The organism is Paenibacillus rhizoryzae (assembly GCF_059686995.1).
In genome coordinates this window covers 123323-144604 of record NZ_JCAALT010000012.1, presented here as the reverse complement: position 1 = coordinate 144604, position 21282 = coordinate 123323, and the positions used below count along the sequence as shown (strand labels likewise).

The following is a 21282-nucleotide window of genomic DNA, read 5'->3' as shown; positions in this document are numbered from 1 at the left end:
TCAGATAATCGGTTACTTACAACCCGCCGGACCAATAAATGAGAACCGGCAAATACAGAAAACTCGCAGCCGTCGTCATCGCTACGTTGATCGACACCAGTTCCTTGTCTCCCCCGTACTTCTCCATCAGCACCACTGAATTAATTGCGGATGGCATAGAGGATTGCACGAATAATACCGAGGCTTCCAGACCGCGAAGTCCAAGAATATGGATGGTCAGCAAGGACAGAAGCGGTACACCTACAATCCGCATGACGATAGATATCCACAGTTCGCGGCGCATGCTGGCACGCCAGTTCGTTTTTTTGAGCTGCATCCCCAGTATGAGCAGCACGATGGCGGAATAAGCTCCCCCGATCAGCTCCAAGCCGGCGTTTAAGCTTGGGGGCAATGGAATATGGAAGAAATAGAGGATTAATCCCACTGCAGCGGCATAAATCAGCGGGTTCTGTACCATTTTGGCAGCAGCTTGCTTTGCACGAAAGGAACTGCGAGACGCGATATACAATCCCAGCGTGTTGACTAGTACGATATGCAGGATTACATTCGTCACGCCAATGGTGAACCCCGCATTACCGAAGGCAAGGAGCAGCAAAGGTAATCCATAGTTATTGGAGTTGGCGAATATCGTCGTCAGTTCCATGGCCCGCAATGAGGTCGCATTGAATCGAAATAGTTTCCCGACACCTAGAGAAGCCGCCCAGCAGAGAACTGTCTGAATTAACGTGAATAATGCGATATGGGCAAAAGAAGAACTGTCCAAATCGCTTCCCGCTACAGCGCTCACGATGAGGCAAGGCGCAAGGACGAACAAGCTCAAATCAGCCAGCATCTTCGCGTCCGGCGACTTATACTTCTGGTACAAATATCCGAGCAAGCACGCCAGCAGGATCGGTACACTTACCGTCCCGAACAAGGATATATATTGATTCATGGCAAGACTCCCCTTCTATCTATCCGCTCACTGGGAGAGGAGGGCTTGAATCTCTGGCTCTATTTCAAATGGCTCAATCGTCGCTTCATATCTTCCGTGTACATGACCGTTCCGATCAATCAGAAACTTCGAGAAATTCCACTTCACCCCATCATCAGCATAAATATGCGGATACTTCTCAAGCAGAAAATCCTTCATCCATTGCCCTTTCGGATTCTGAATGTCAAAACCACCAAACGGTACTTGCTGTGTTAAATATTGAAATAATGGATGTGCATGTGATCCACGCACTTCCACTTTCTCGAATAACGGAAATTGCACGCCAAAGTTGCTCTCGCAATATTCATGGATATCCGAGCTGCTCCCCGGCTCTTTGTCATTGAATTGGTTACAAGGAAATGCGAGTATTTCCAGCCCCTGTTCATGATGGCTTTCGTATAGGCGTTGAAGATCCGCAAATTGGCGAGCATAGCCGCATCTGCTGGCAGTATTGACAATAAGCAGCACTTGGCCGCGATAAATCGATAATGGAACGCGTTCACCGGCAATGGAGTTTACTTGCATATCATAAATAGACATCGGATCGCTCCTCTTCGTTTTGTATGATAACTAAATCATAGGAGCAATTATGTTTATTGGTCAAATATATAATACAAATAATCGTTATAGTTTTTCATAATAAATTGTTGCACAAGATAACCCCCAGCTTGACTACAAGGTGGGGGCTGTGTGCTGCATCTATTCCTCAATGAGGCGTCCATTATCATGCCATTGACCGTACATCTTGTTCTCTTTCGTATTGGCAATGAATTTTTCTAGTCTGCTCCGGAATAATTCCGGCTGATCTTTGTAGCTTTGGATCGTGTCGATCCGAATTCTCGTGTACAGTTCCGGGAAAGCCAAGAAGTTCTCGTAGACTTGCTGATCTTCTTTAAGCTTTTGCTCTATAGCGGCATCAATGCGAAAAGAATCGGGGCTCATATCAGGAAGCACCTTTCTTCCTTCGTCTCGCATTAACCCCAAACGTTCGAGCCGGCGGACTCGTTCTTTGTTCAATTCCGTCCATGAGCTCTTTTTACTTCGTGGGGATAGCCTCTGGGCCAGCTCGGTTTCAGAGATTTTCTTCTTCACGCCATCGATCCAGCCAAAACATAACGATTCTTCGACCGCATCCAAATATAACACTGCATCCGGGGTTGGCGTCATGCTCACCACGACCCAGCACGCTTTCTCAGTTGTACTATTCTCCAGTAACCATGCTCTCAATTCTTCTCTCGATTTGGCAGCAAGTACGTTTGTCATTTCCATAAATATATGATTTCTCCTATTTAAATTTACAGGAAGTATTTAACGACCGCATAGGAGATCAGATTTCGATCCCGGTAAGTTGAGGTGATGACGTCTTCGTGTTTACTCATAATCCCGTTTTGCAAGATGACCGGTTTAAATCCTCGTTCACTGGCACCGTTGTAGGTAAACAGCACGCATTGCTCTGCCGCAAATCCGGCAAGGATGACTAATTCCACTTCTTGATTCAGCAGAACTTGCTCCAGCTCCGTTTGCCAAAAGGCATTCGAGCTTTCTTTGCTTACCATGATGTCTGTTTCCTGAACTTGAATCCCCGGAATCGAATTGAAGGCATCTTTATTTGAGTCCGAAATACCTTCAATGTCGTGAATGTGAACGACAACGTGATTATTGGAACGAAGCACATCTGATACATAGTTTATATACTCACTGGCTCTTTCTATCATCTGCTTGTCTAAACCCTCTAGATGGATGGGTTGCATATCAATAATTAGAAATCCAATTTTCATCGATTATATTCCTCCATTTGTATGAATCCTGATACCTCTCCAATTATACCAAATGATCTCGCTCCTTATATAGGAACCAAACGTGGATCGCATAAATAGCTAAGTTAAAAAAATTAACTTGATTAACTTTAATTCCTATACTAGTATCTTTGTGGGTCTTACAAAAATTAACTATAAATAAAGGGGATTCAACCAATGGAAGCAAACGCCAATCCAAACTATTACCAGTCCGTTGCTCCACAGCCGAGTGCACCCATTATCTCCGTAAAAGACTGGATGCTCACGACTTTTCTGCTTGCGATTCCAATTGTAAATATCATTATGCTTCTCGTCTGGGCATTTGGCGGCGGCGCGAATCCGAATAAAGCGAACTATGCCAAGGCAGGCTTGATCTGGGCGTGTATCGGAATCGTGTTCTACGTGGTTGTGATCGTTCTCATTTTCGGTGCTTTCGCTGCTAATTTTTCATAACCAATCGTAATCATGTACAAACAAACAAGGCAGCCGATCCAAGTGATCAGCTGCCTTTACTGTTGTTAAACGAACCTAAGCGGACATTAATCATGTCTCAAGTGCTGTAAGGTTTGAATAAATATTTGCTCCACATGGCCATCATCTAAGGAGTAAAATACGGTTTTGCCTACTTTACGCCGCTTTACGATACGCAAGTTTCTCAAAAACCGGAGCTGATGCGAAATCGCGGATTGCCCCATGTCGAGCACTTGTGTCAAATCATGTACGCACAGCTCGCTCTGTGACAGTGCATGAATGATCTTAACCCTAGTCGGATCCCCTAGCGTCTTGAATAAATCAGCCATCGCACTTGCTGAGGATTCATCCACTAAATTTTCTTTCACGACTTTAAAATCAATTTGCGTTCCGTTGCATGAATCGTCGCAGGTTTCTAGCATGAGTTTGTCATCCAAATTGTTCCACCAACCATAGGTTATTATGTCCCTCATTATAACATAGCCGATCGTCGATTGTTGCAGCACCTCAAGATGGAGTAATTACAATTGACATAAAAATGTTTCCAACATATCATATGAATAAGTGCTCATATATTACTGAAAGAAGGTTGCTTATGAACGAATATCGCGTCAAAGGGCTCTCATGCGCTAATTGCGCGCTAGGTCTCGAACAGCAAATCAAAGCGCTGGAACACGGTGAGAGCGCTTCTCTTAGTTATAATTCAGGCAAACTGAAGCTGGACCCCCGCGTATCGCTGCCTGATGTCGAGCATATTTTAAAATCAGATCGCGCCTATATCGATCACAGCCAGTTGGCCGAAATCCATACGCATGACCGCGCACACGAGGGCAGTCATGATCATACTCATGGACATGATCATGCTCATACGCATGAACACGGAAATGCTAAGATGATAAAAATGTTGATGGTTTCAGCTATCCTCTATGGTGTAGCCTATTTCTCCGGGGATCAGGTAATCAGCGGAATCCAGATTGGCATGTATGTTGCGGCAATCGCTCTAAGCGGCTACTCGACATTTCTAAGAGGATTACGAAATCTGTTTGCGTTGCGATTTAACATTGACACGCTGATGACAATCGCATTGGCAGGCGCCGTTGCAATCGGTGAGTGGAAGGAAGCAACGCTTGTGGCTATTCTCTTCGGCTTGAATGAGCTGCTCGAAGGTCTGGGTATGGAGAAAGCCCGTCGCTCCATGGAGACGCTCCTTAAACTGGCTCCTAAAGAAGCGGTGATTCTTGAAAATGGCCATGAAAAGGTTGTCTCCATCTCATCCTTAACGATCGGCGATCTCGTCATCGTTAAACCCGGGGAAAAGATCCCATCCGATGGAGTCGTAGTTGGCGGAAAAAGCTCGGTTAATGAAGCCGCCATTACTGGGGAGGCCTTACCGATCGAGAAAGAAAATGGGGAGCCTGTCTTTGGCGGAAGCATCAATAATGAAGGCGTACTTCACATCCGGATCGAGAAGGCTTATAAAGATTCTTCGCTAGCGAAGATTTTACATTTGGTTGAAGAAGCGCAGGAAACGAAAACACCGACGGAGCTGTTTATTAATAAATTTGCAAAGTACTATACACCGATTATTATGATGGTCTCCGTGCTCGTCATTCTGGTTCCACCCCTTCTCTTCAGCGGCGAGTGGAGCAAATGGATTTATCAAGGCCTAGCCGTCTTGATTGTCGGGTGTCCTTGTGCACTTATTCTCTCTTCGCCAATCGCCATTGTATCCGGCATCACTCGAAGCGCGCGGAACGGAATTCTGATTAAAGGCGGCGTCTTTCTAGAACAGCTGGGCAAAATCGATACAATTGCCTTCGACAAGACCGGTACGATAACCAAAGGTGAACCGTACGTAGAGAAGATGGTTGTATACCAGGAACAAGCATTCTTAGAGGTCGCAGGCTCCATAGAGAAAGCCTCTTCTCATCCGCTAGCCAAAGCAATAATGAAGAAAATTGCTGAGCTTGGCATCGAAGTATCAGCGCCAGATGAAATCCAGACGATTTCCGGCCGCGGTATTGCAGCCATTGTACGAGGGAAGTCTTACTGGCTTGGCAATGAAAAAAGCATGGAGCATCTGATTTTCCCATCCGATGTGCAAGCTCAAATCCATGATTTGAAAAATGAGGGCCTTACACTAGTTCTCGTAGCTGATCAGGTGCAGGTACTTGGCATGTTCGGTATCGCCGATGAAATCAGGGAAGAAAGCAAAACTGTCATTGCAGCGCTCCATCAAGCGGGAATTCGGAACACGGTCATGCTCACAGGAGATCATCAGATGACCGCAGAGAAGGTAGCGAAGATAGTAGGCGCAACTTCCTATTACGGCAATCTGCTGCCCAAAGATAAAGTGAATAAAATTAAAGAACTCGCGCTTCGCGGGAAAGTCGCTATGATTGGGGATGGCATTAACGATGCGCCCGCATTAGCGACGGCTCAACTGGGAATCGCTATGGGAAAAGGAACGGATAGCGCAATTGAAACCGCGGATATCGTGCTCATGCAGGATCATTTAGGCAAACTGCCGGAAGCTGTAGCCGTGGCTAAACGAGTTCATTCGATCATTCGCTTCAATATTAGCGTTGCCCTCGGATTGAAGCTAATTGCCTTATTGCTTACCATCCCCGGCTGGCTCACGTTATGGATTGCCATACTGTCCGACATGGGCGCTACCATCTTCGTCACGTTAGTGAGCTTGACGGTGCTGATTGGTACAATTAAACGATGAAATTCGAACGGGTCCGTTTCCGGTTTGTAGTCCTCCGGATCCTTACAAAGCCCAAACACTTCTCTTTCATTGATCTCACTACAAATCTCTGATCGTCTCTCAAGGAAACTCGAAGCCATCCGATAAGTTGTCTTGTTCTGTTGCAAATCATATATTGTTACTTTGACAGCTAATCCGATCAATTTCATTGCTGCTTTATCCACGATAAAAGCTTCCATTCTCGGAGGGGATTCATGTGCCTTCATCCTATTTTGTAAACAGACCTGAGCAAATCGTTTTTTACTGTTTTATTGCTTTTGCTTGTATAGCTGAGATTGCAATTCGAATTTATGCAGATCTAAATGCATGCCGTTTGCGAGAAAATAATAGAAAATATGATTCGGGTTCGGTTTTTATCGTAGTTGTAGGTCTTGTAAGTAATATTTACTTGAGTTTTTTCCTCTCAAGCAGTAATTTTCCATATTCATTTCATGAACAGCTTAAATTACCCCATGTATTTTATTTTTTCGGGATTTCAATAATGGCTGCCGGAATTCTTCTTAGAGGTATAGCTGTATTGACTTTAAGAAAATATTTTACTGTTACGGTACGTATATTTAAAGACCATCAGCTTATTCGTAATGGAGTTTATAAATATATACGACACCCATCATATACAGGTTTAATACTGTTTTCAGCCGGTGTTGCATTATCTCTGCGCAGCCTAGTCGCTGTTATATGTTCCTTAATGATATGTATCCTATGTTTTAACGTTAGAATAAAGGTAGAAGAAAAGTCCTTGCAGGAGCAATTCGGAAAAGAATTTGATGAGTATTGTGCCCAGACTTTTCGACTGATCCCATTTATATGGTGATAACCATGTTATTCCGATAGTTAAAGAGAACGGGGAAAGATAAATTTATAAACCGCCTTGTCACCAAGGCGGTTTTCTTATGGCCAAACATCAAGCAGCACCTTCAGCTCGTTACAAGCCCAATCAAGAAACCATCGTATCCTTTGCTGCCCACGGTTTGAATCGCTGTGGCTGCAATTCGAGGCTCTTCTGCCAAGAGATCATAGAACTGCCTTACCCCTGTGACACGCGGATCCGGGTTATTCTCGTCTAGCACTTCGCCTCCACGAACCACGTTATCGCCCACGATTACAGTACCCGGATGGGAGAAATGAAGGGCCCATTTCAAATAGTGTGGATTATTCGGTTTATCCGCATCAATGAAGATGAAATCGAATTTTTCAACGCCCTCATTGCGCATTAGCGCCAATTGCTCCAAAGCCTCGCCGACTCGAATTTCAACTTTATCCTCTACCTGTGCGAGAGTTAGATTAGCTGCTGCAATTTGTGCATGATGGGGATCGAGCTCCAGTGTGACTAATCGGCCATCGGACGGCAGTGCTCTTGCTAACCATATCGTACTGTAACCTCCCAATGTGCCTATTTCCAGAATCCGTTTCGAACCATGCAACTGTACTAGTAAGTTCAAGAATTTACCTTGCGTAGGAGAAACATCGATTCCCGGTAAGCCTGCCTCTTGATTGGTGAATAACACCTTGTCGAGAACCGCATCCTGCTCCATTAACCGCTCCGCAATATACTGATCAACCTCGCTCCAGACATTTGCTTGATTCATAATCATCACTTCTCCTTCTCGTTATGAACTTCTGCTTTCAGTGTATTCGAGATATAATCATAAATATAATATATGTTTAAATTGCATTTATACATTTCATATATGATTTGGCGAATAGAGGAGAATCGCGATGAATCTACATGCCTTACGGCTGTTTCATGTGATTGCGAGTACGGGAAGTGTGACTCGAGCTTCGGAATTGCTCAATATCAGCCAACCCGCCATCACCGCGCAGATTAAGAAATTCGAGAAAGAGCTGCTCCTCCCGCTGCTAAAGCCGCAAGGAAGAGGAATCGCTTTGACGGATGCGGGTGAAGAGATTGCATTACTTGCGAAGCGACTTTTTTCCGTGGAACAGCAAATTGAACAATATGCCCAAGACTACCGCAACGGCTCGAATGGATGTATTCGCTTAGCCGCGACCTACTTGCCCGCTCATTTCTTGATCCCAACTTGGATCGCAACCTTCAAACAGCAGTTCGAACAGGTCGAAATGATCATCACAACGACGAACTCCAATGATGCTCTGCAACAGCTCTTAAATGTAGATGTCGACATTGCGATTTACGGCGGAATGCCTGAGGCTTATCCGGATACGATTCAGACGGAGGAGTTATTCCGGGATGAGTTATGGTTCGTTGTTGCCCCCAGCCATCGTTATGCGAATCAACGGATTTCGCTGAATGACATGATGAAGGAGCCTTTCGTGATGCGTGAGGAAGGGAGCTCTACGCGTGAGCGATTGCTGTCATTATGCCGCACCTACAACTCCTCGACACCGACGATCTCCTTGCAATTCAATGGATTGCATGAAGCGATCACGGCTGTAATTGCAGGCTATGGCGCCAATTTCGTCTCGTCCTTGGTCGTGCGCGACTATGTCAAACGGGGGGAGTTATGCCGCGTTTATGTGGAGGGAATCCATTTAACCAACACCATTGCTATATGTACGCGCAAGCATGAACCCCTCTCAGCTTCCACGATGAATTTTATTCAGATGATTCGCGAGAATCCGGTTCGAGGATAGAAATGAGAAAAGCAGACCAGAGGGGGTCTGCTTTAACGCTAAAAACACTGGTAAGATATGCAGTTTATGCCCGTCTCTGCTGCCCCTCCCAATCAAGCCACTGGCGCGCAATACTCAGTCTGGCTTCGGTACTTCGCTCGGAATACCAGCATTGTCCCTCTCGCCACTCCGGAGTCGGCGGAAAACGAAGACCCGTTATCGCCTCCAGTGCTTCGCAAGCTGCACCGAAAGTGGAGACGCTTTCGGTTGTTGCGTCCTGCAATAAGCCGGCAATCAATGGTTTCATAAACTGGTTGTTTTGAGTTCGCGACGCTAACCTCATCGTACAGTACCTAATATTTGAATCCGTATCTGTGAATAGCCCAATTAGCTCGTCGGTGAACGATTCCCAGACTGTCGGCATCTTCCCAAGTACGTATAGAGCCGCCATTTTAACGTAGCTGTTCTCGTCTCTTAGCGAAGAGTGCAACTCGGTGCGTAACGATAGATCCGATAAGTTCGGTTGACGCAGTAAGGATAGCGCACGTAATTGGAAAGCAGAATGTCTCGTATGTTCTCCGCGCTCATGGACTCTTTCTGAGGTGACAGCGTCAGTTACATTCACTAATCCTGATCGTAATGTATCCCATAATGGGTTTGTATAACCGCATGCCAATATCGCTGATTTCACTTCGTAGGCCGTCCATTCGGGATGCGCCTGCCAGATACATGCTGCAGCCCCTAATACGATTGGCCCCGCGAACGAAGTTCCTTCAGTTCGGGCATAATCACGGGGGAGTTCATCGAATGGTGCGGTAAAATGATTCTGACGTTCTTCCTCCGTTACAAAAGGCATCGGAAGAACGATATTTTCAGCGGGAGCAAGGATCTCCGGCACCCATTTCCCTTCAAACGTGACGCCTCGGCAGCAATGGTAGGGAATGGCGTCTAGAATATCTCCATTCTCAGGGACGATGACGCCCCCAACTGACAGGACAGAAGGGGAAGAAGCAGGTCCATGGCAAGTCAACTCCTTCGTGTTACCGACAGAAGATACGATTAAGAGTCCATCGTCGGCTAATTCTTCACAGAGCACGCGAGTGGGGTCTGTCTGCCAGGGAAGGAGTCCTGTATCATGAGCGGATGCAACGGTGAGTACCACACCGCGAATGTCGTATTTTCGCCAGTTAGGTCTCAGCCAGCTCAGCGCACCACCTATTTTCTCATCCATATCGGTAGCTGTGTAGAATGGCCCGGTTTGTAGTAAATAAAGATTCGCCTCCGGAGCTGCTCCGCAATAATGACCATCAGAAAGCTGGCCTGAACCGGCGGAAGCAGCTGCTGCCCACAAACCATGCAGTCCTTTGTTCCAAGGCCCTTCTCCTTGCTCCATAAGCATGGGTTCCTGTGTAGCATCAGACGTATTCACGATATAAGTCTGACGATGGTCATTTGTGGCAAGATCCGGATGATTCGGGAATCGACTATCTATTACAGCTATGTTAATGCCCTTTCCAGTAAGATGGTCAGGAATTCGCAAAAACTCTCTGATCGATGGCCAGTGCAATGGATCTCCTCCTTGTTATATTCATAATAAAAGCAGACCCCCGCGAGGTCTGCTTTTGCTTGATATATTAGATCGAACAAGCCATCAGCACGTTCCCATCTGGATCTCTAAAGTGAATGACGTCTTCATCTCTATTTACAATTTCTATGCCAAGCTGGGTTAAGAATTGGAAAGTCGCCTCATTGTCAGGCGCGGTTAGACTGAATAGCGGCTCTGCGATAGGGGTTACTTCGTCTCTCTTTTCCAGAAATATATTAGAGCACTGACTCCCACTTAAATCGAAAATATGCATGCCCTCTCTGGTTTCCTCGGGAATCGGTAGACCCAGCAAGTTGCAGTACCAGTCAACGGACTTCCTTATGTGCGTTACATTGACGAAGATAGCCGGAACAACCGGCTTAATCGGTGTAATCACTATTTGCTCTACCATTTCGATTACCTCCCAGTAATTGTTAAATGAATGATACTTACAGATAATAATGGTTAGCTACTATTCTTAAAGCGAGACCGAGTATGATAATCCCAATCCCTGTTGTTACAGCTATAGGTTTGTTTGCAAGTCCCGTCTTCTCAAGTAGGAAGAAGGCAAGAGCGACGAGTAAGCCAAAGATAACGGATTTTACATTAGCAATCCCCACCCATTTTAAGATATACTTATCGGCTAAAATGGAGATCAAACAAGTGGAAGCGACATATAACGGAATACGCAGTTTCATTCGTTACTCCTTGTTGTAGTAGGACTTTCTTCTAGTAAAGAGCCATTCAATACCTATATATTACCTTATTTATGAAAATATTTCTAAGCAATAGTAACCAGCACCTATAAGTCATGTCGTAAATTCATAGTTTCTATGTCATAAAATCATATTATAAAGCGATTTCATCTATGATAAGGTATGGATCATGCCAACCACTTACAATACTAGGAGGAATTTCAACAATGATTCGCGTAGCCATGCTCAGCTATTGGCATGTTCATGCCTGGGATTACACTAATCAAGTGCAAGCCAACCCGAACCTCGAGGTAGCCGCTATTTGGGACGAGCTTCCTGCCCGCGGACAGGAAATCGCCGACCAATTGGGCGTACCGTTCTTCGCTGATCTGGATGAGCTGCTTGCTCGTACAGATATCGATGCAGTCGTTGTAGATGCGCCAACCAACATGCATCGCGATGTTATGGTGAAAGCCGCTCGTGCGGGTAAACATATTTTCACAGAGAAGGTCGTTGCAGCTACATTGAAAGAAGTGAACGAAATTAAAGCCGCAGTACGTGAATCGGGCGTTAAATTCACGGTTTCGATGTTCCGCCTGAACGAACGCTATACACCGTCGATCAAAGGGCTGATTGATTCCGGCATTTTCGGCCAAATCACTCAAATCCGCGTTCGCAATGCACATAACGGCACGACTGGAAATTGGCTGCCGGAGCATTTCTACAATCTCGAGCAATGCCGCGGGGGCGCTCTGATCGATCTGGGCTGTCACCCGGTTTATCTGACTCGTTATCTCCTGGGGCTGCCGCAAACCGTAAGTGCCAACTTCGGTTATGTGACCGGCAAAGAGGTTGAAGACAATGCAACGGTCCTGCTTGGCTATGAGAACGGTGCTGTCGGTATCCTCGAAACAGGTTACGTTACGCCGCATTCCCCATTCTGCATTGAAATTCATGGTACCGAAGGTACACTTATGTATGGATTGCCAGATGACGTCATTCGCGTTCGCAGCAACAAACTGGAGCAACAAGAGTGGATTGCAATCGAGCATCAACCAGACCTGCCTACAGCTATTGAACAATGGGTCGGCCATATCATGAACGATACGAAAGCTGACTTGAATAACGAGCTGGCAACGGATCTGACAAGAGTGATGGAAGCTGCCTATATTTCGGTAGCTGAGAAACGCGTAGTGTCCTTGTCCGAACTGATTGGCTAGACCGTTTTTGGAATTCATAAGGGCTATAGGGTATTGATCCCTATAGCCCTTATGGCTTTATGTTCTGGAAGTCCGGTAGCTCTTTGGTATACGTGAAACTTCGTTCAGGCGGTTTGGTATTTGATCATGCAGAAAGCTCTAACGAATCGTACGGCGCTTATTTGCCCATAAATAACTCCGAAATAATGCTAACGAACCGTACGGGCTCTATTTGACAGTTTTCGAGTATTTGCGAGCCTATTATCCCCAAATAAGGCCTGTACGGTTCGTTAGATTCTCAAAGCCCCGAAATTAGGCCAAATAACGCCCCAACGGTTCGTTAAAATTGCGCAGCATGCAAGACGAGGAGTGCGAGATGAATTTTGTACTATATTAACGCGGTGATATGTTAAATTAATAATTGTCCGGCGGAGCACTTAGCCTTGTTTCAGGTCTGAAATATTTCACATATTGATGGTAGTAATCTACCTCTCTAAACCCCAGATTCTCATATAACTGCTTCGCGAGATTGCCTTTAGACACTTCAAGGGCGACCTTATCTTCGCCTCTGCTAAGGATCTCATTAATAAGAAATTTCACGAAAGCCGTTCCGTATCCTCGCCCTTGATGCTCGATGGCAACCGCGACAGAAGCGATTCGATTTCCTTCGATGGTTCCTGCCGCTACGATCGTATCCTCCACTAACATAACAAACTCATTGTCTTTATTAAGCGCATATTTCTCTCGTTCCCATTCCACGGGTTTATAGAAGAACGATGGATACATGCCGATCCTCTGACGCGTATAATAGAAGGCTAGCTCAATAATTCTATCCCATTTCGTGTAATCGTTCTCGTCATAATTACGTACCGTAATATGCTCTGAGGGGAAAGAGCCCCCAATGCGTTCCATTATACTGCCGAAAGCATTAAAGGAGAGAAATCCGAAGGTAGTGGAATTATGGCGTGCAACCAGAATATTCTCCTTATTACCCTCCTCATCTCTGAAGAACCTTTTCGCTACAAAACGGTTGTTAAGCAGCATCTGCTCCATTTGAGCCTTGTCTCTGTGCTGGTTATATCGCTCAATGCTAACAGGGTTCAATGATCTCGCCTCGTTTCAACGCTTCTCGCCCAATCTTGTCAGATTCCCCCTAATATACCATTGTTTAAATCTGCCGGGCTAGAGGCGTGCGCGACTATATTCGGCTTATTCTGATGATGCATTCTCCCCGTTCGGTTGCAGTCATTGCTTTAAGCTGAATGCGATATAAGTGCTCTCCCCATACTTCCCGCATGATTGCGTCCTCGAGTGAAAGGGTCTCTACCGAGCCAGCAAACTTCGTACGGTTGTATTGGATGCAAACCTTATTATGAACTTCATCCTGCAAAATAAAGCTCCCGTCCTCTTCAGTGCGAGGAAGGTGCGGCGTCAACAAATGCAACGTAATATCACCCGTCACATGCTGCATATGAAATTCATCCTTAATCTCAATACAAGGGGACGCATCCCGAATCAGACTTATCGTCCGTATCCAGCTCCTAATTTCGGCAGAGTCCGGGTAGGCGTTCCCGATATTCATCGTCAACGATGCTGTCTGATCATCAAGCTTATAATGGACATCAACAGCTCGGTAGGATCTTCCATTCCTCTGCTCTACTCCATTTACGATCGGAACATTGTGGTAAGCGGATTGCATGGCCCATATCGTATAGCGCTCTGCAAAGAAGGACTTCGATGTATAGGTCAACATCCCGGGGTCGACAATCATCGGTGAACCATTGCAGTACACGATAAAGTGGCCGATATCATTATGATTATGGCTTTCGTCGTTATGCCCCCCCTTAGCTGCAACGAACAGCCCCTTGGATGAACCCTGCTGCTCTCTGGCCACCATCAGTTGAATGCCATCCAGCCATGCCTCTCGAACGTAGGGCGTTTCTCCCTCACAGCGCTCGATTTCCGAGTAATGAAATAGCGCCGGCAGCAGGCGGGACAAGGATGAGAACTCAAGGTCGGTTGCTTCTTCCCGCTTCTTCTTCAGCACCATGGCGCCTAATCCGGCAAGCTTATCATCACCGATCCGGCATCCATAGCGATAAGCAAGCTCTGCGGGAATCTCCACCTTAGGCGAGCTGTCTGCAAAATTCACATAATACGAACCATCAATAAAAGCCTTGTAGATGTAGCCTCCGATTTGTTGAATGAGGGGCTCGGCGTATACATTTATTTTGCAGGCCGAGACGCTGTAGAGCAGCTCCAAGCTATCGAACAACATGCCCCCGGCATAGATCCAATACTTAGGTCCTTCCTCGCAGCCTCCATCGGAATGGAGCCGTTCCATATAGTGATCCAAGCTGCGCATCGCCTTTATTACCGCGGCTTCCCGGCGTTCGGGATCATCCTCGAGCAGCAGAAATGCCGCCAAACAATTCGAATTGCACCATGGATTCCAATTATTCAGCATCCGCTCTTGATTAAAGCCCATCCACCAGAAATCGTTCCGGTTTAGATACGGATCAAGAATCCTCTTCCTCACCTCATGCTGTATCCGCTCACAGACCATCTTACTTACGCCATCCAACTTAGATTTCAGCAAATAATACGTCCACGCGAGCATTGCCGCAGTTTCAGCCGAGAACAATTCAATAATGGGCTCCGACACATCCGGGAGAGATTCCTGCCTCTTCATCATGTAGCCGTGCCCGGGAATGCCCCAGAACGTTTCCTCGCAGATACACCATATGCCGTTGACGATGTCATCCAGGAACCGCCCCTCGTTCTCGATACATTCCGCGATGACTAGCGAAGCCAGAGTACGTCTCCTCTCCCATGAAGCATGATCGTACCGCTCCCGATTGCCTGTTCTGCTATAATCCATGTACGCAGTGGCCGGTAGTGGATTCCACGTATGATTAAGCTTTCCAACCCCTTTATTTATCCAGTAGGTTCGCAGATGAAGCGGCAATCCATCCCATGCTTGGCGGTCTTCGCTTGTCGGATAAGGCTTGTAATTCTCGCGCGAAATCAAATCTCCCCTCAGACTAGGAGTACTATATCTCTCCGCTAGCATGGACTCATCGACCTCCTATCCTTCTTCTTAACAGAAAGAAAAGGCAAGCAAACGGAGCGTCCGCTGCTTGCCTCTTCTATTATTTAAAATACTTCGCCAAATGCGCAGTCGCCTTCATAACGCCTTGTTTCTCGGCCTCAATGGAGCCCCAGAAACGATGATCCTCAAGCTCAATGCTTACGGCTCCCGCATAAGCGAGCCGATCAAGACGGACGGCTACTTTGCCCCAGTCGACTTCCCCGTGTCCAGGGATGGTATACCGCCAGGAGCCTTCGGAGAAGTCATATTTCGTACCGAAGGTTGGCGTTATCACGCCGCTCTCGTACTGTTCTTCGCGGAGTATTTCCGTATCCTTGCCATGGCAGTGATTGATGCGTTCCCCAAATTCGTCCAATGCGCGCAGGTAGTCAATTCCTAACCGCACGAGATGGGAAGGGTCGTAGTTCAGCCCGAAATGCTTGGAGGGGATCGCATCGAACATCGCTCTCCACATTTCCGGCGTACAGCCAAGCGTGGGGTAATGCGGCGCAGGTCCGGGCCATCCTTCAATCGCGATATAGATGCCCGTCTGTTCTGCATGACGCACGAGCTCGGGGAAAGTTTCCTTCCAGATCGCGAAGCCATCCTTGCGCGGGAGCGTATGATCCTCCGGCACAAGACACATGAACAGCACGCTTCCGCCTAGCGAAGCAATGGAGCTCAATTGCTTCTTCGCCGCTTCCAGCGCTTCCTCGCGGCGGCCTTCGTCGCGGCTTAACAGCCGTGACGTATGATGGGCATCAATGGATCCGATGCCCATACCGGCTTCCTCGCAGGATGCCTTCACTTCAGGAGTCAGATTGGAAACATCCAGCACATCAAGCCCAATGCTTGCAGCCCACTGGGCTGTCCTAGCAATTCCTTCCGCTCCGATCTTCGGCGGAATTCGCATTCCTAATTGGATCGTCATGCCGATTGTTCCCCCTTTGATTCAGTGTCTGCATGCGGCTCGTAGCCGGCAGCTTGATAGATCATCTCCGACAGCTTCACGACCTTCAAGGCAAACTCGCCCGGTACAAGCACCTCATGCCGCCCCAGAATGGCATCGATAAAGCTTTTATCCTGATTGGTCGTCTGCTCCGGAAGCTCCGGCACGATCGGATCTTGCCCGAGACGACGCAGCGTAATCTTCCCATTATCGTAGAAGATGCCGCCTTGTTCCCCGCAGAATACGAAGGTTTCATGCCAGCACGGAGAGTAACCGACCAAATTCAAACCGGCAACGGCTCCTTCCTCGAAACGAATCGATGTAAACGTATCGATCTCGACGGTTGCGCCGTGCATATGCAGCTGCGGCTTCACTTCGATTGGCGTGAGGCCGGTTGTCCAGAGCAGCACATCGATAATGTGACTGCCCGAATCCATCAGGAAGCCGCCGCCGGATAACGCGGGATCCGCCCGCCAAGAGCCCGGCGTTCCTTGTCTCCATTGCTGGTAGAGCGATGCCGTAATGGAAGTCAGTTTACCGATTTCGCCGCTGGCGATAGCATCGCGAATATATAAGAATTCCGGCTGAAAGTGCCGCTGATAAGAGACTTGCATAATTTTGCCCGACTGCTCGGCGACTCGAATCAGCTGCTCCGCCTCCTCGGAAGAACAAGTCATCGGCTTCTCGATCAGCACATGCAGCCCTCTGCGAAGGACATCTTGCGCTTGCGTGAAATGCAGCGTATGCGGGGAACAAATAATAACGGCATCGATGTCAGCCTGCTCCAGCATCTCTCGATAATCCGAGAATTGCAGCACATCGCTCAAGCTATTCTTCGCAATGAAATTGTCCCGGTTCTTGCTGCTGGTATCCGCTACAGCCTTGATCTCAGCCTCCGGCAATTCCAGCAGCTGCCGGGCATGCCACCCTGCGATGCCTCCCGTTCCAATGAAACCGATGCGTACTTTATTCATGTCCATACCTCCCGATAATGAGTGTATTGCCAAGCGCAACTGAAACAACCCGCATCTTACTCAACCAAACCGGAACGCTCCACGCCTTGAATGAAATACCGCTGCAGGAAAAAATAAACCAGAAGCATCGGTAACAAAGCCATGAAAGTTGCGGCCATAACAACAGGTAAGCTGAACACTTCAAAGGTGCTGCCCGTTAACGTATCCAGGGATTGATAGAGACGAGGCAGCATCATCGGCAAGGTGAATTTCTCTTCCGAGGTGAGGAAGATCGACGGCTCGAAGAAATCATTCCAATGCCATACGAGCGATAACAGCGTTGTAACTACGATAGCAGGCGGTGTAAGCGGCAGAATAATCTTCCAATACACCTTGAAGCTGCCGCAGCCATCCACTCGGGCGGCATCCTCAAGCTCCCAAGGAAGCCCGCGGAACAGCTGGCGAAAGATAAAGATGAACAGCGCGCCGCGAAGCCCGCCTGCGAAGAAGGACGGAACAATAAGCGGCAGCACGCTGTCGAGCCACCCTATTGTTTTGTACTGCATGAACAGAGGAACGATGATCGTTTGCGGCGGTATTATCATGGTGAACATGCACAGGAAGAACAGAACCTCGCGGCCGGGAAATTTGATGCGGGCAAAGCCGTAAGCAACAAAGGAACAGGACAGCACCTGGCCGATCACGCTCAAGACGGCAATCAGAGCGGAATTATTGAAGTGCGTCATAAATTGCAAGCCCTTCATCCCGTAATAGAAATTCTCCCAAGCCAGACTCGTCGGAATCCACTTAATCGTAAAATCCATCAGATCCACCGGATGCTTAAGCGCTGTCGTAACCATATAGATGAATGGATAAAGGAACACGAAAGCCAAATCTATGAGAATCACATAGACGAAGGTGCGATAGATGAGCGAGATCCAGCGGCTCTTGCTCCCGATTCGGCTAACCAAGCTGTGGTTTCGGATCGCCTTTACTTTGCTGCTTACTTCGGTTTGCGTAACGGCAGCAACACGCTGCTTGGACTTCGGAATGGGAATCGACTTCACGCTGCAATCACCTCCTGTATTATTTTTCCCCTGTGTAAACAACAAAACGTCTGGTAGAAACGAATACGAGAATGAGCAGCACGAAAATAAACAAGAAGTAGATCCAGCCCATTCCGGAAGCATACCCCATCTGGATGTCGGTAAAGGCCGTATCTTTGATATAAACCATCATCCTATTGTTAATATCCGTGAAGGAATCAACGCAGGTGTAAACCAGATTAAGCAGAATAATTGGCGTCATGAGCGGCAGGGTGATTTTCCAGAACATCTCCCACTCCGTCGCGCCATCGCATCTTGCCGATTCATACAAGGAAACGGATATGCCTTGAAGACCGGCCAAGAATAGCAGAATTTGCACGCCTGTCTTCCAGAAAATCACGGTCAGCCGGCTTAACATATCGAACACGATCTGGGAGAAAGTAGGTCCCATATAGAGAAACACTTCATCCGGAACGCCGATGCCGTTGACGAGCGTATCTTTCCCTACCCCCGCATACAGCAGCTGCTGCATAGCGAGACCGGAGCCGATCAATACGGGCAGGAAGAATGACGCTCGGAAGAAAGCGCGTCCTTTAATGTTATGATTCAACAGAATCGCGATAAACAGGGAGAACACGAGCACAAGCGGCGTATTGATGACCGCATCTTGAATGACCGAGATAAACAGCGGAATAAACTGCGTATCGAGTACGAATGCCCGATTGAAATTGTCCCAGCCCACGGACTGCAGCTCGAAGTTTCCTACACCGACGACTTCATGAAAGCTAAGCCAAAGGGAATAAACTAAGGGATAACACATAAACAATGCGAAGCCGATTGCCCATGGAGCGATATAAATATAGCCGGCCAGCATCTTCTTCTTCTCTAAACTCATCCTCCGCTCGCTCATGCTTATCCCCCCTTCGGTACGACGATAAAGTCTTTATCCGGTACAAAAAGACCATCGATCTTCACTTCTCGCGGCGAATAGTTGACGATTAATCGACTACCATCCTCGTAAACGACCTCATAGACGTCCTTCTCCAGCTTGCGATGCTCCTTCATCGTCTGCGACCATACCGGCTGAAGCTTCTCGCTCATCTCTTTATACTGATCGACCGCTTGATCGACCCAGTTGTGATACGCCGAGCTGAACAAATCACTGTAATAGGTATCCTTGAGATCCTCAGAGTGATTTTTCGTAAATTGGTAGTAAGGCATATAGCCGTATTCCACCATCTTCAGGAACTGCAGCCGCGGATCGTAAAATAAATTCTGCGCATCACCCGAGTAAGGGAGAAGTCCATGCACGACCATTTGGTAGAACGGAATCGTTTCATCGGTAAAGAAATAGCCGCTGTCTTCCATAGGAATACTGAACAAACGCGATGATTGGGGGATGGTATATCCGTTGCCCCCGATTGCGGCGGCTGCGCCAAACTGATCCACTGATTTGCCCATCATTTCCAGCCACTTGGATGCCGTTCCTTCACGATTCAGCGGATAAGCCTTATTGAAGTCGTAGTAGTCCGTATACCCGATCCCGTCGAAATTAATGCCGGTAATCGCTAGTTTGCTGAGCGGATCAAGCACCTTGTCTTGAAAACGTTCATTTTGCTTGCCGGCATTCAAGTAGAAGAGCTCGCTATACCGATCCGTGACCGCAAAATGATTGGCTCCGACAACGACGTCGCTGCGTGTGGAGAAACCGTCGACGCCCTTCCAGCCCATGATGTAATTGTCCTGTAGAAACAGCTGATAGTTATTCGCCTTGGTATATTCGCTTAATTTCTTCAATCCGCTTTTTCCACCGATCTTCGAAGACGGTTTATAACCGGATGGATACTCCAAGTACCCTTCGCGCGTCCAGCCCAGCAGATTGGCAGAGATGCTGCTTACTCCGCGCTTGGTCAGATCCTCCATGATTTGCTGCGCTTCATCGAAGGTCGTGGTAGGAATGAAATGATCAAACAAAATCTGGCCTTCCTTAATGCCCATCAGCAAATCAAGTCCGAACGGAATCGGCTCTCCCTTCTTAATGCGCGGAGCGACCCCTTTCTCATCGATCAGATATTGCCGATAAGCGGAGGCCATATGGCTGTAATCCGCTTCTTCACCGCTGAAGAACACATAGCGGATGGTATGATCCTCCCGCAGCAGCTCCTTCTCCGGCTTCTTGGTCAAGTTCCCGTCCTTCTTCACCGCTTCATACTCACGCCTATAGACAAGCTCCGAGGATACGCGATTCATATTGATCAAGTAACCGCTGGGCGAATAAAGAATGTTCGCATCGTACTCGCCTTTCGTGATCATCCCCAGGAACGCATTATCGTTCACCTTCAAGCCGAATATAGGCAGCAGCGCATTCTGTTGCCGCTGATAGTTGTTGAAAGTGATGGTATCCGATCCATACACGCTCGCTCGATAGGGATTTAAGTAATTCGGATGGTTCGCCTTAAAGGTCGACAGCGCTCCCGGACCATCCGGATAAATCGCATACCCTTGCTCATGATCCATGGCTGCTCCAAAGAACGGAAGCGGCGATATGGCCATCAACCAATTATTCTCCGCTTCATGAATGGATTGACCCGGGACGGTGACCTCGAGGGCATTCCCTTTCAATGCGAAGATCATATCGAAACTGATTTGCAATCGTGGCAGCTCGTAGTGAACGGATATTCCGTCAGCCAGCGCCGTCGCCTTGATCTTCGGCTGTTCGATAACCGAGTTCGTCTCCTGCGTTTCCAGCGCCGGCAAATTCGGATCCGTAAACGTCATGTGGAAGATGGACTGACTGCTGGCGGTCCACAGATCATTGCCTTCCGTTGCTCCGTCTTGAAGCGGAACAGCGGATTGCCAGGAGTAGCCGTTACTCTTGTCCTTCACCACAATCGCGGAATCGGAAGAACGGAACAGCAGCTCAAGCCGCTCGGTTTCCGCTACTTTCTCAAATTCGGTTGGCGTCTGCGGCGCTGCATCACCTGCCGGCGTATCCGATACAGCCTCAACTGCTTCATTCTTTGGTTTCATTTCCTGCTGCGCGCGAGCAATGGCACTCTTTAGCGAGGGCAAGGCAAGGATGACCAGAAGCACCACAACGACTAAACCGAGTGCTGTAGCGTACATTCTTCGATTGGTTTTTCTCGTAATCATGGTACC

General features: G+C 47.6%; 21 protein-coding genes. 5 read left to right on the top strand and 16 right to left on the bottom strand.

What is annotated here, in order from left to right; translation table 11 throughout:
• Positions 1-16 precede the first annotated feature (16 nt).
• The 4 genes from AC6ESO_RS27185 to AC6ESO_RS27170 form a co-directional block, all read right to left on the bottom strand.
• Complete coding sequence (locus AC6ESO_RS27185) at positions 17-934, bottom strand: AEC family transporter (RefSeq protein ID WP_497094130.1); 918 nt, start codon at positions 932-934, stop codon at positions 17-19.
• 27 nt (positions 935-961) lie between these two features.
• Complete coding sequence (locus AC6ESO_RS27180; RefSeq protein ID WP_497094129.1) at positions 962-1513, bottom strand: glutathione peroxidase; 552 nt, start codon at positions 1511-1513, stop codon at positions 962-964.
• Positions 1514-1672: 159 nt separating this feature from the next.
• Positions 1673-2242: a YdeI/OmpD-associated family protein gene (locus AC6ESO_RS27175; protein ID WP_497094128.1), complete on the bottom strand. Its 570-nt coding sequence runs from the start codon at positions 2240-2242 to the stop codon at positions 1673-1675.
• Positions 2243-2268: 26 nt separating this feature from the next.
• Positions 2269-2751, bottom strand: a complete 483-nt coding sequence (locus AC6ESO_RS27170; protein ID WP_497094127.1) for a cysteine hydrolase family protein — start codon at positions 2749-2751, stop codon at positions 2269-2271.
• Between the two features lie 195 nt (positions 2752-2946).
• Here AC6ESO_RS27170 and AC6ESO_RS27165 point away from each other — a divergent pair, with 195 nt between their 5' ends.
• A complete protein-coding gene (locus AC6ESO_RS27165; protein WP_497094126.1) occupies positions 2947-3222 on the top strand; it encodes a hypothetical protein in 276 nt (91 codons plus the stop codon).
• An 86-nt stretch (positions 3223-3308) separates the two neighbouring features.
• Here the strand turns inward: AC6ESO_RS27165 and AC6ESO_RS27160 are convergent, their stop codons facing one another.
• Positions 3309-3662, bottom strand: a complete 354-nt coding sequence (locus AC6ESO_RS27160; RefSeq protein ID WP_497094125.1) for an ArsR/SmtB family transcription factor — start codon at positions 3660-3662, stop codon at positions 3309-3311.
• Positions 3663-3835: 173 nt separating this feature from the next.
• On the opposite strand from AC6ESO_RS27160, the gene AC6ESO_RS27155 reads away from it, so the two are divergent.
• Together AC6ESO_RS27155 and AC6ESO_RS27150 are read left to right on the top strand one after the other, a co-directional pair.
• Positions 3836-5971, top strand: coding sequence for a heavy metal translocating P-type ATPase (locus AC6ESO_RS27155; protein WP_497094124.1), 2136 nt, complete (start codon positions 3836-3838; stop codon positions 5969-5971).
• 235 nt (positions 5972-6206) lie between these two features.
• Positions 6207-6824 carry a methyltransferase family protein gene (locus tag AC6ESO_RS27150; protein ID WP_497094123.1) on the top strand — a complete coding sequence of 206 codons (618 nt, stop codon included), beginning with the start codon at positions 6207-6209 and terminating at the stop codon, positions 6822-6824.
• Between the two features lie 103 nt (positions 6825-6927).
• On the opposite strand, the gene AC6ESO_RS27145 is transcribed toward AC6ESO_RS27150, so the two are convergent.
• Positions 6928-7599, bottom strand: coding sequence for an O-methyltransferase (locus tag AC6ESO_RS27145; RefSeq protein ID WP_497094122.1), 672 nt, complete (start codon positions 7597-7599; stop codon positions 6928-6930).
• A gap of 130 nt (positions 7600-7729) precedes the next feature.
• Between AC6ESO_RS27145 and AC6ESO_RS27140 the strand changes: the two genes are divergently transcribed.
• Complete coding sequence (locus AC6ESO_RS27140) at positions 7730-8626, top strand: LysR family transcriptional regulator (RefSeq protein WP_497094121.1); 897 nt, start codon at positions 7730-7732, stop codon at positions 8624-8626.
• Between the two features lie 64 nt (positions 8627-8690).
• Here AC6ESO_RS27140 and AC6ESO_RS27135 read toward each other — a convergent pair whose 3' ends face one another.
• The 3 genes from AC6ESO_RS27135 to AC6ESO_RS27125 form a co-directional block, all read right to left on the bottom strand.
• On the bottom strand, positions 8691-10172 hold the full coding sequence (locus tag AC6ESO_RS27135) for a S8 family serine peptidase (RefSeq protein ID WP_497094120.1): 1482 nt from the start codon (positions 10170-10172) through the stop codon (positions 8691-8693).
• A 67-nt stretch (positions 10173-10239) separates the two neighbouring features.
• On the bottom strand, positions 10240-10602 hold the full coding sequence (locus AC6ESO_RS27130; protein ID WP_497094119.1) for a VOC family protein: 363 nt from the start codon (positions 10600-10602) through the stop codon (positions 10240-10242).
• A 37-nt stretch (positions 10603-10639) separates the two neighbouring features.
• Positions 10640-10888, bottom strand: coding sequence for a hypothetical protein (locus tag AC6ESO_RS27125; protein ID WP_497094118.1), 249 nt, complete (start codon positions 10886-10888; stop codon positions 10640-10642).
• Between the two features lie 224 nt (positions 10889-11112).
• Between AC6ESO_RS27125 and AC6ESO_RS27120 the strand changes: the two genes are divergently transcribed.
• Positions 11113-12105, top strand: coding sequence for a Gfo/Idh/MocA family protein (locus AC6ESO_RS27120; protein ID WP_497094117.1), 993 nt, complete (start codon positions 11113-11115; stop codon positions 12103-12105).
• A 393-nt stretch (positions 12106-12498) separates the two neighbouring features.
• Here the strand turns inward: AC6ESO_RS27120 and AC6ESO_RS27115 are convergent, their stop codons facing one another.
• The 7 genes from AC6ESO_RS27115 to AC6ESO_RS27085 form a co-directional block, all read right to left on the bottom strand.
• Positions 12499-13188, bottom strand: a complete 690-nt coding sequence (locus AC6ESO_RS27115; protein ID WP_497094116.1) for a GNAT family N-acetyltransferase — start codon at positions 13186-13188, stop codon at positions 12499-12501.
• Between the two features lie 94 nt (positions 13189-13282).
• Complete coding sequence (locus AC6ESO_RS27110; protein ID WP_497094115.1) at positions 13283-15157, bottom strand: heparinase II/III domain-containing protein; 1875 nt, start codon at positions 15155-15157, stop codon at positions 13283-13285.
• A 79-nt stretch (positions 15158-15236) separates the two neighbouring features.
• Entirely contained in the window at positions 15237-16106 is an 870-nt protein-coding gene (locus AC6ESO_RS27105) for a sugar phosphate isomerase/epimerase family protein (protein ID WP_497094114.1), read from the bottom strand.
• Complete coding sequence (locus AC6ESO_RS27100) at positions 16103-17098, bottom strand: Gfo/Idh/MocA family protein (RefSeq protein WP_497094113.1); 996 nt, start codon at positions 17096-17098, stop codon at positions 16103-16105. The genes AC6ESO_RS27105 and AC6ESO_RS27100 overlap by 4 nt, the downstream gene beginning before the upstream one ends.
• Positions 17099-17154: 56 nt before the next feature.
• Positions 17155-18144 (bottom strand): ABC transporter permease subunit, encoded by a 990-nt coding sequence (locus AC6ESO_RS27095; RefSeq protein ID WP_494817915.1) that lies wholly within the window; start codon positions 18142-18144, stop codon positions 17155-17157.
• A 19-nt stretch (positions 18145-18163) separates the two neighbouring features.
• On the bottom strand, positions 18164-19033 hold the full coding sequence (locus AC6ESO_RS27090; RefSeq protein ID WP_494817914.1) for a carbohydrate ABC transporter permease: 870 nt from the start codon (positions 19031-19033) through the stop codon (positions 18164-18166).
• 2 nt (positions 19034-19035) lie between these two features.
• Entirely contained in the window at positions 19036-21276 is a 2241-nt protein-coding gene (locus tag AC6ESO_RS27085) for a DUF5696 domain-containing protein (protein ID WP_497094112.1), read from the bottom strand.
• Between the last annotated feature and the right edge of the window lie 6 nt (positions 21277-21282).

Coding starts and splice junctions, on each gene's coding strand:
- AC6ESO_RS27185 (WP_497094130.1), bottom strand. CDS start 934: ATGAATCAATATATATCCTTGTTCGGGACGGTAAGTGTACCGATCCTG.
- AC6ESO_RS27165 (WP_497094126.1), top strand. CDS start 2,947: ATGGAAGCAAACGCCAATCCAAACTATTACCAGTCCGTTGCTCCACAG.
- AC6ESO_RS27180 (WP_497094129.1), bottom strand. CDS start 1,513: ATGTCTATTTATGATATGCAAGTAAACTCCATTGCCGGTGAACGCGTT.
- AC6ESO_RS27160 (WP_497094125.1), bottom strand. CDS start 3,662: ATGCTAGAAACCTGCGACGATTCATGCAACGGAACGCAAATTGATTTT.
- AC6ESO_RS27155 (WP_497094124.1), top strand. CDS start 3,836: ATGAACGAATATCGCGTCAAAGGGCTCTCATGCGCTAATTGCGCGCTA.
- AC6ESO_RS27145 (WP_497094122.1), bottom strand. CDS start 7,599: ATGAATCAAGCAAATGTCTGGAGCGAGGTTGATCAGTATATTGCGGAG.
- AC6ESO_RS27130 (WP_497094119.1), bottom strand. CDS start 10,602: ATGGTAGAGCAAATAGTGATTACACCGATTAAGCCGGTTGTTCCGGCT.
- AC6ESO_RS27110 (WP_497094115.1), bottom strand. CDS start 15,157: ATGCTAGCGGAGAGATATAGTACTCCTAGTCTGAGGGGAGATTTGATT.
- AC6ESO_RS27100 (WP_497094113.1), bottom strand. CDS start 17,098: ATGAATAAAGTACGCATCGGTTTCATTGGAACGGGAGGCATCGCAGGG.
- AC6ESO_RS27125 (WP_497094118.1), bottom strand. CDS start 10,888: ATGAAACTGCGTATTCCGTTATATGTCGCTTCCACTTGTTTGATCTCC.
- AC6ESO_RS27140 (WP_497094121.1), top strand. CDS start 7,730: ATGAATCTACATGCCTTACGGCTGTTTCATGTGATTGCGAGTACGGGA.
- AC6ESO_RS27085 (WP_497094112.1), bottom strand. CDS start 21,276: ATGATTACGAGAAAAACCAATCGAAGAATGTACGCTACAGCACTCGGT.
- AC6ESO_RS27175 (WP_497094128.1), bottom strand. CDS start 2,242: ATGGAAATGACAAACGTACTTGCTGCCAAATCGAGAGAAGAATTGAGA.
- AC6ESO_RS27090 (WP_494817914.1), bottom strand. CDS start 19,033: ATGAGCGAGCGGAGGATGAGTTTAGAGAAGAAGAAGATGCTGGCCGGC.
- AC6ESO_RS27170 (WP_497094127.1), bottom strand. CDS start 2,751: ATGAAAATTGGATTTCTAATTATTGATATGCAACCCATCCATCTAGAG.
- AC6ESO_RS27105 (WP_497094114.1), bottom strand. CDS start 16,106: ATGACGATCCAATTAGGAATGCGAATTCCGCCGAAGATCGGAGCGGAA.
- AC6ESO_RS27120 (WP_497094117.1), top strand. CDS start 11,113: ATGATTCGCGTAGCCATGCTCAGCTATTGGCATGTTCATGCCTGGGAT.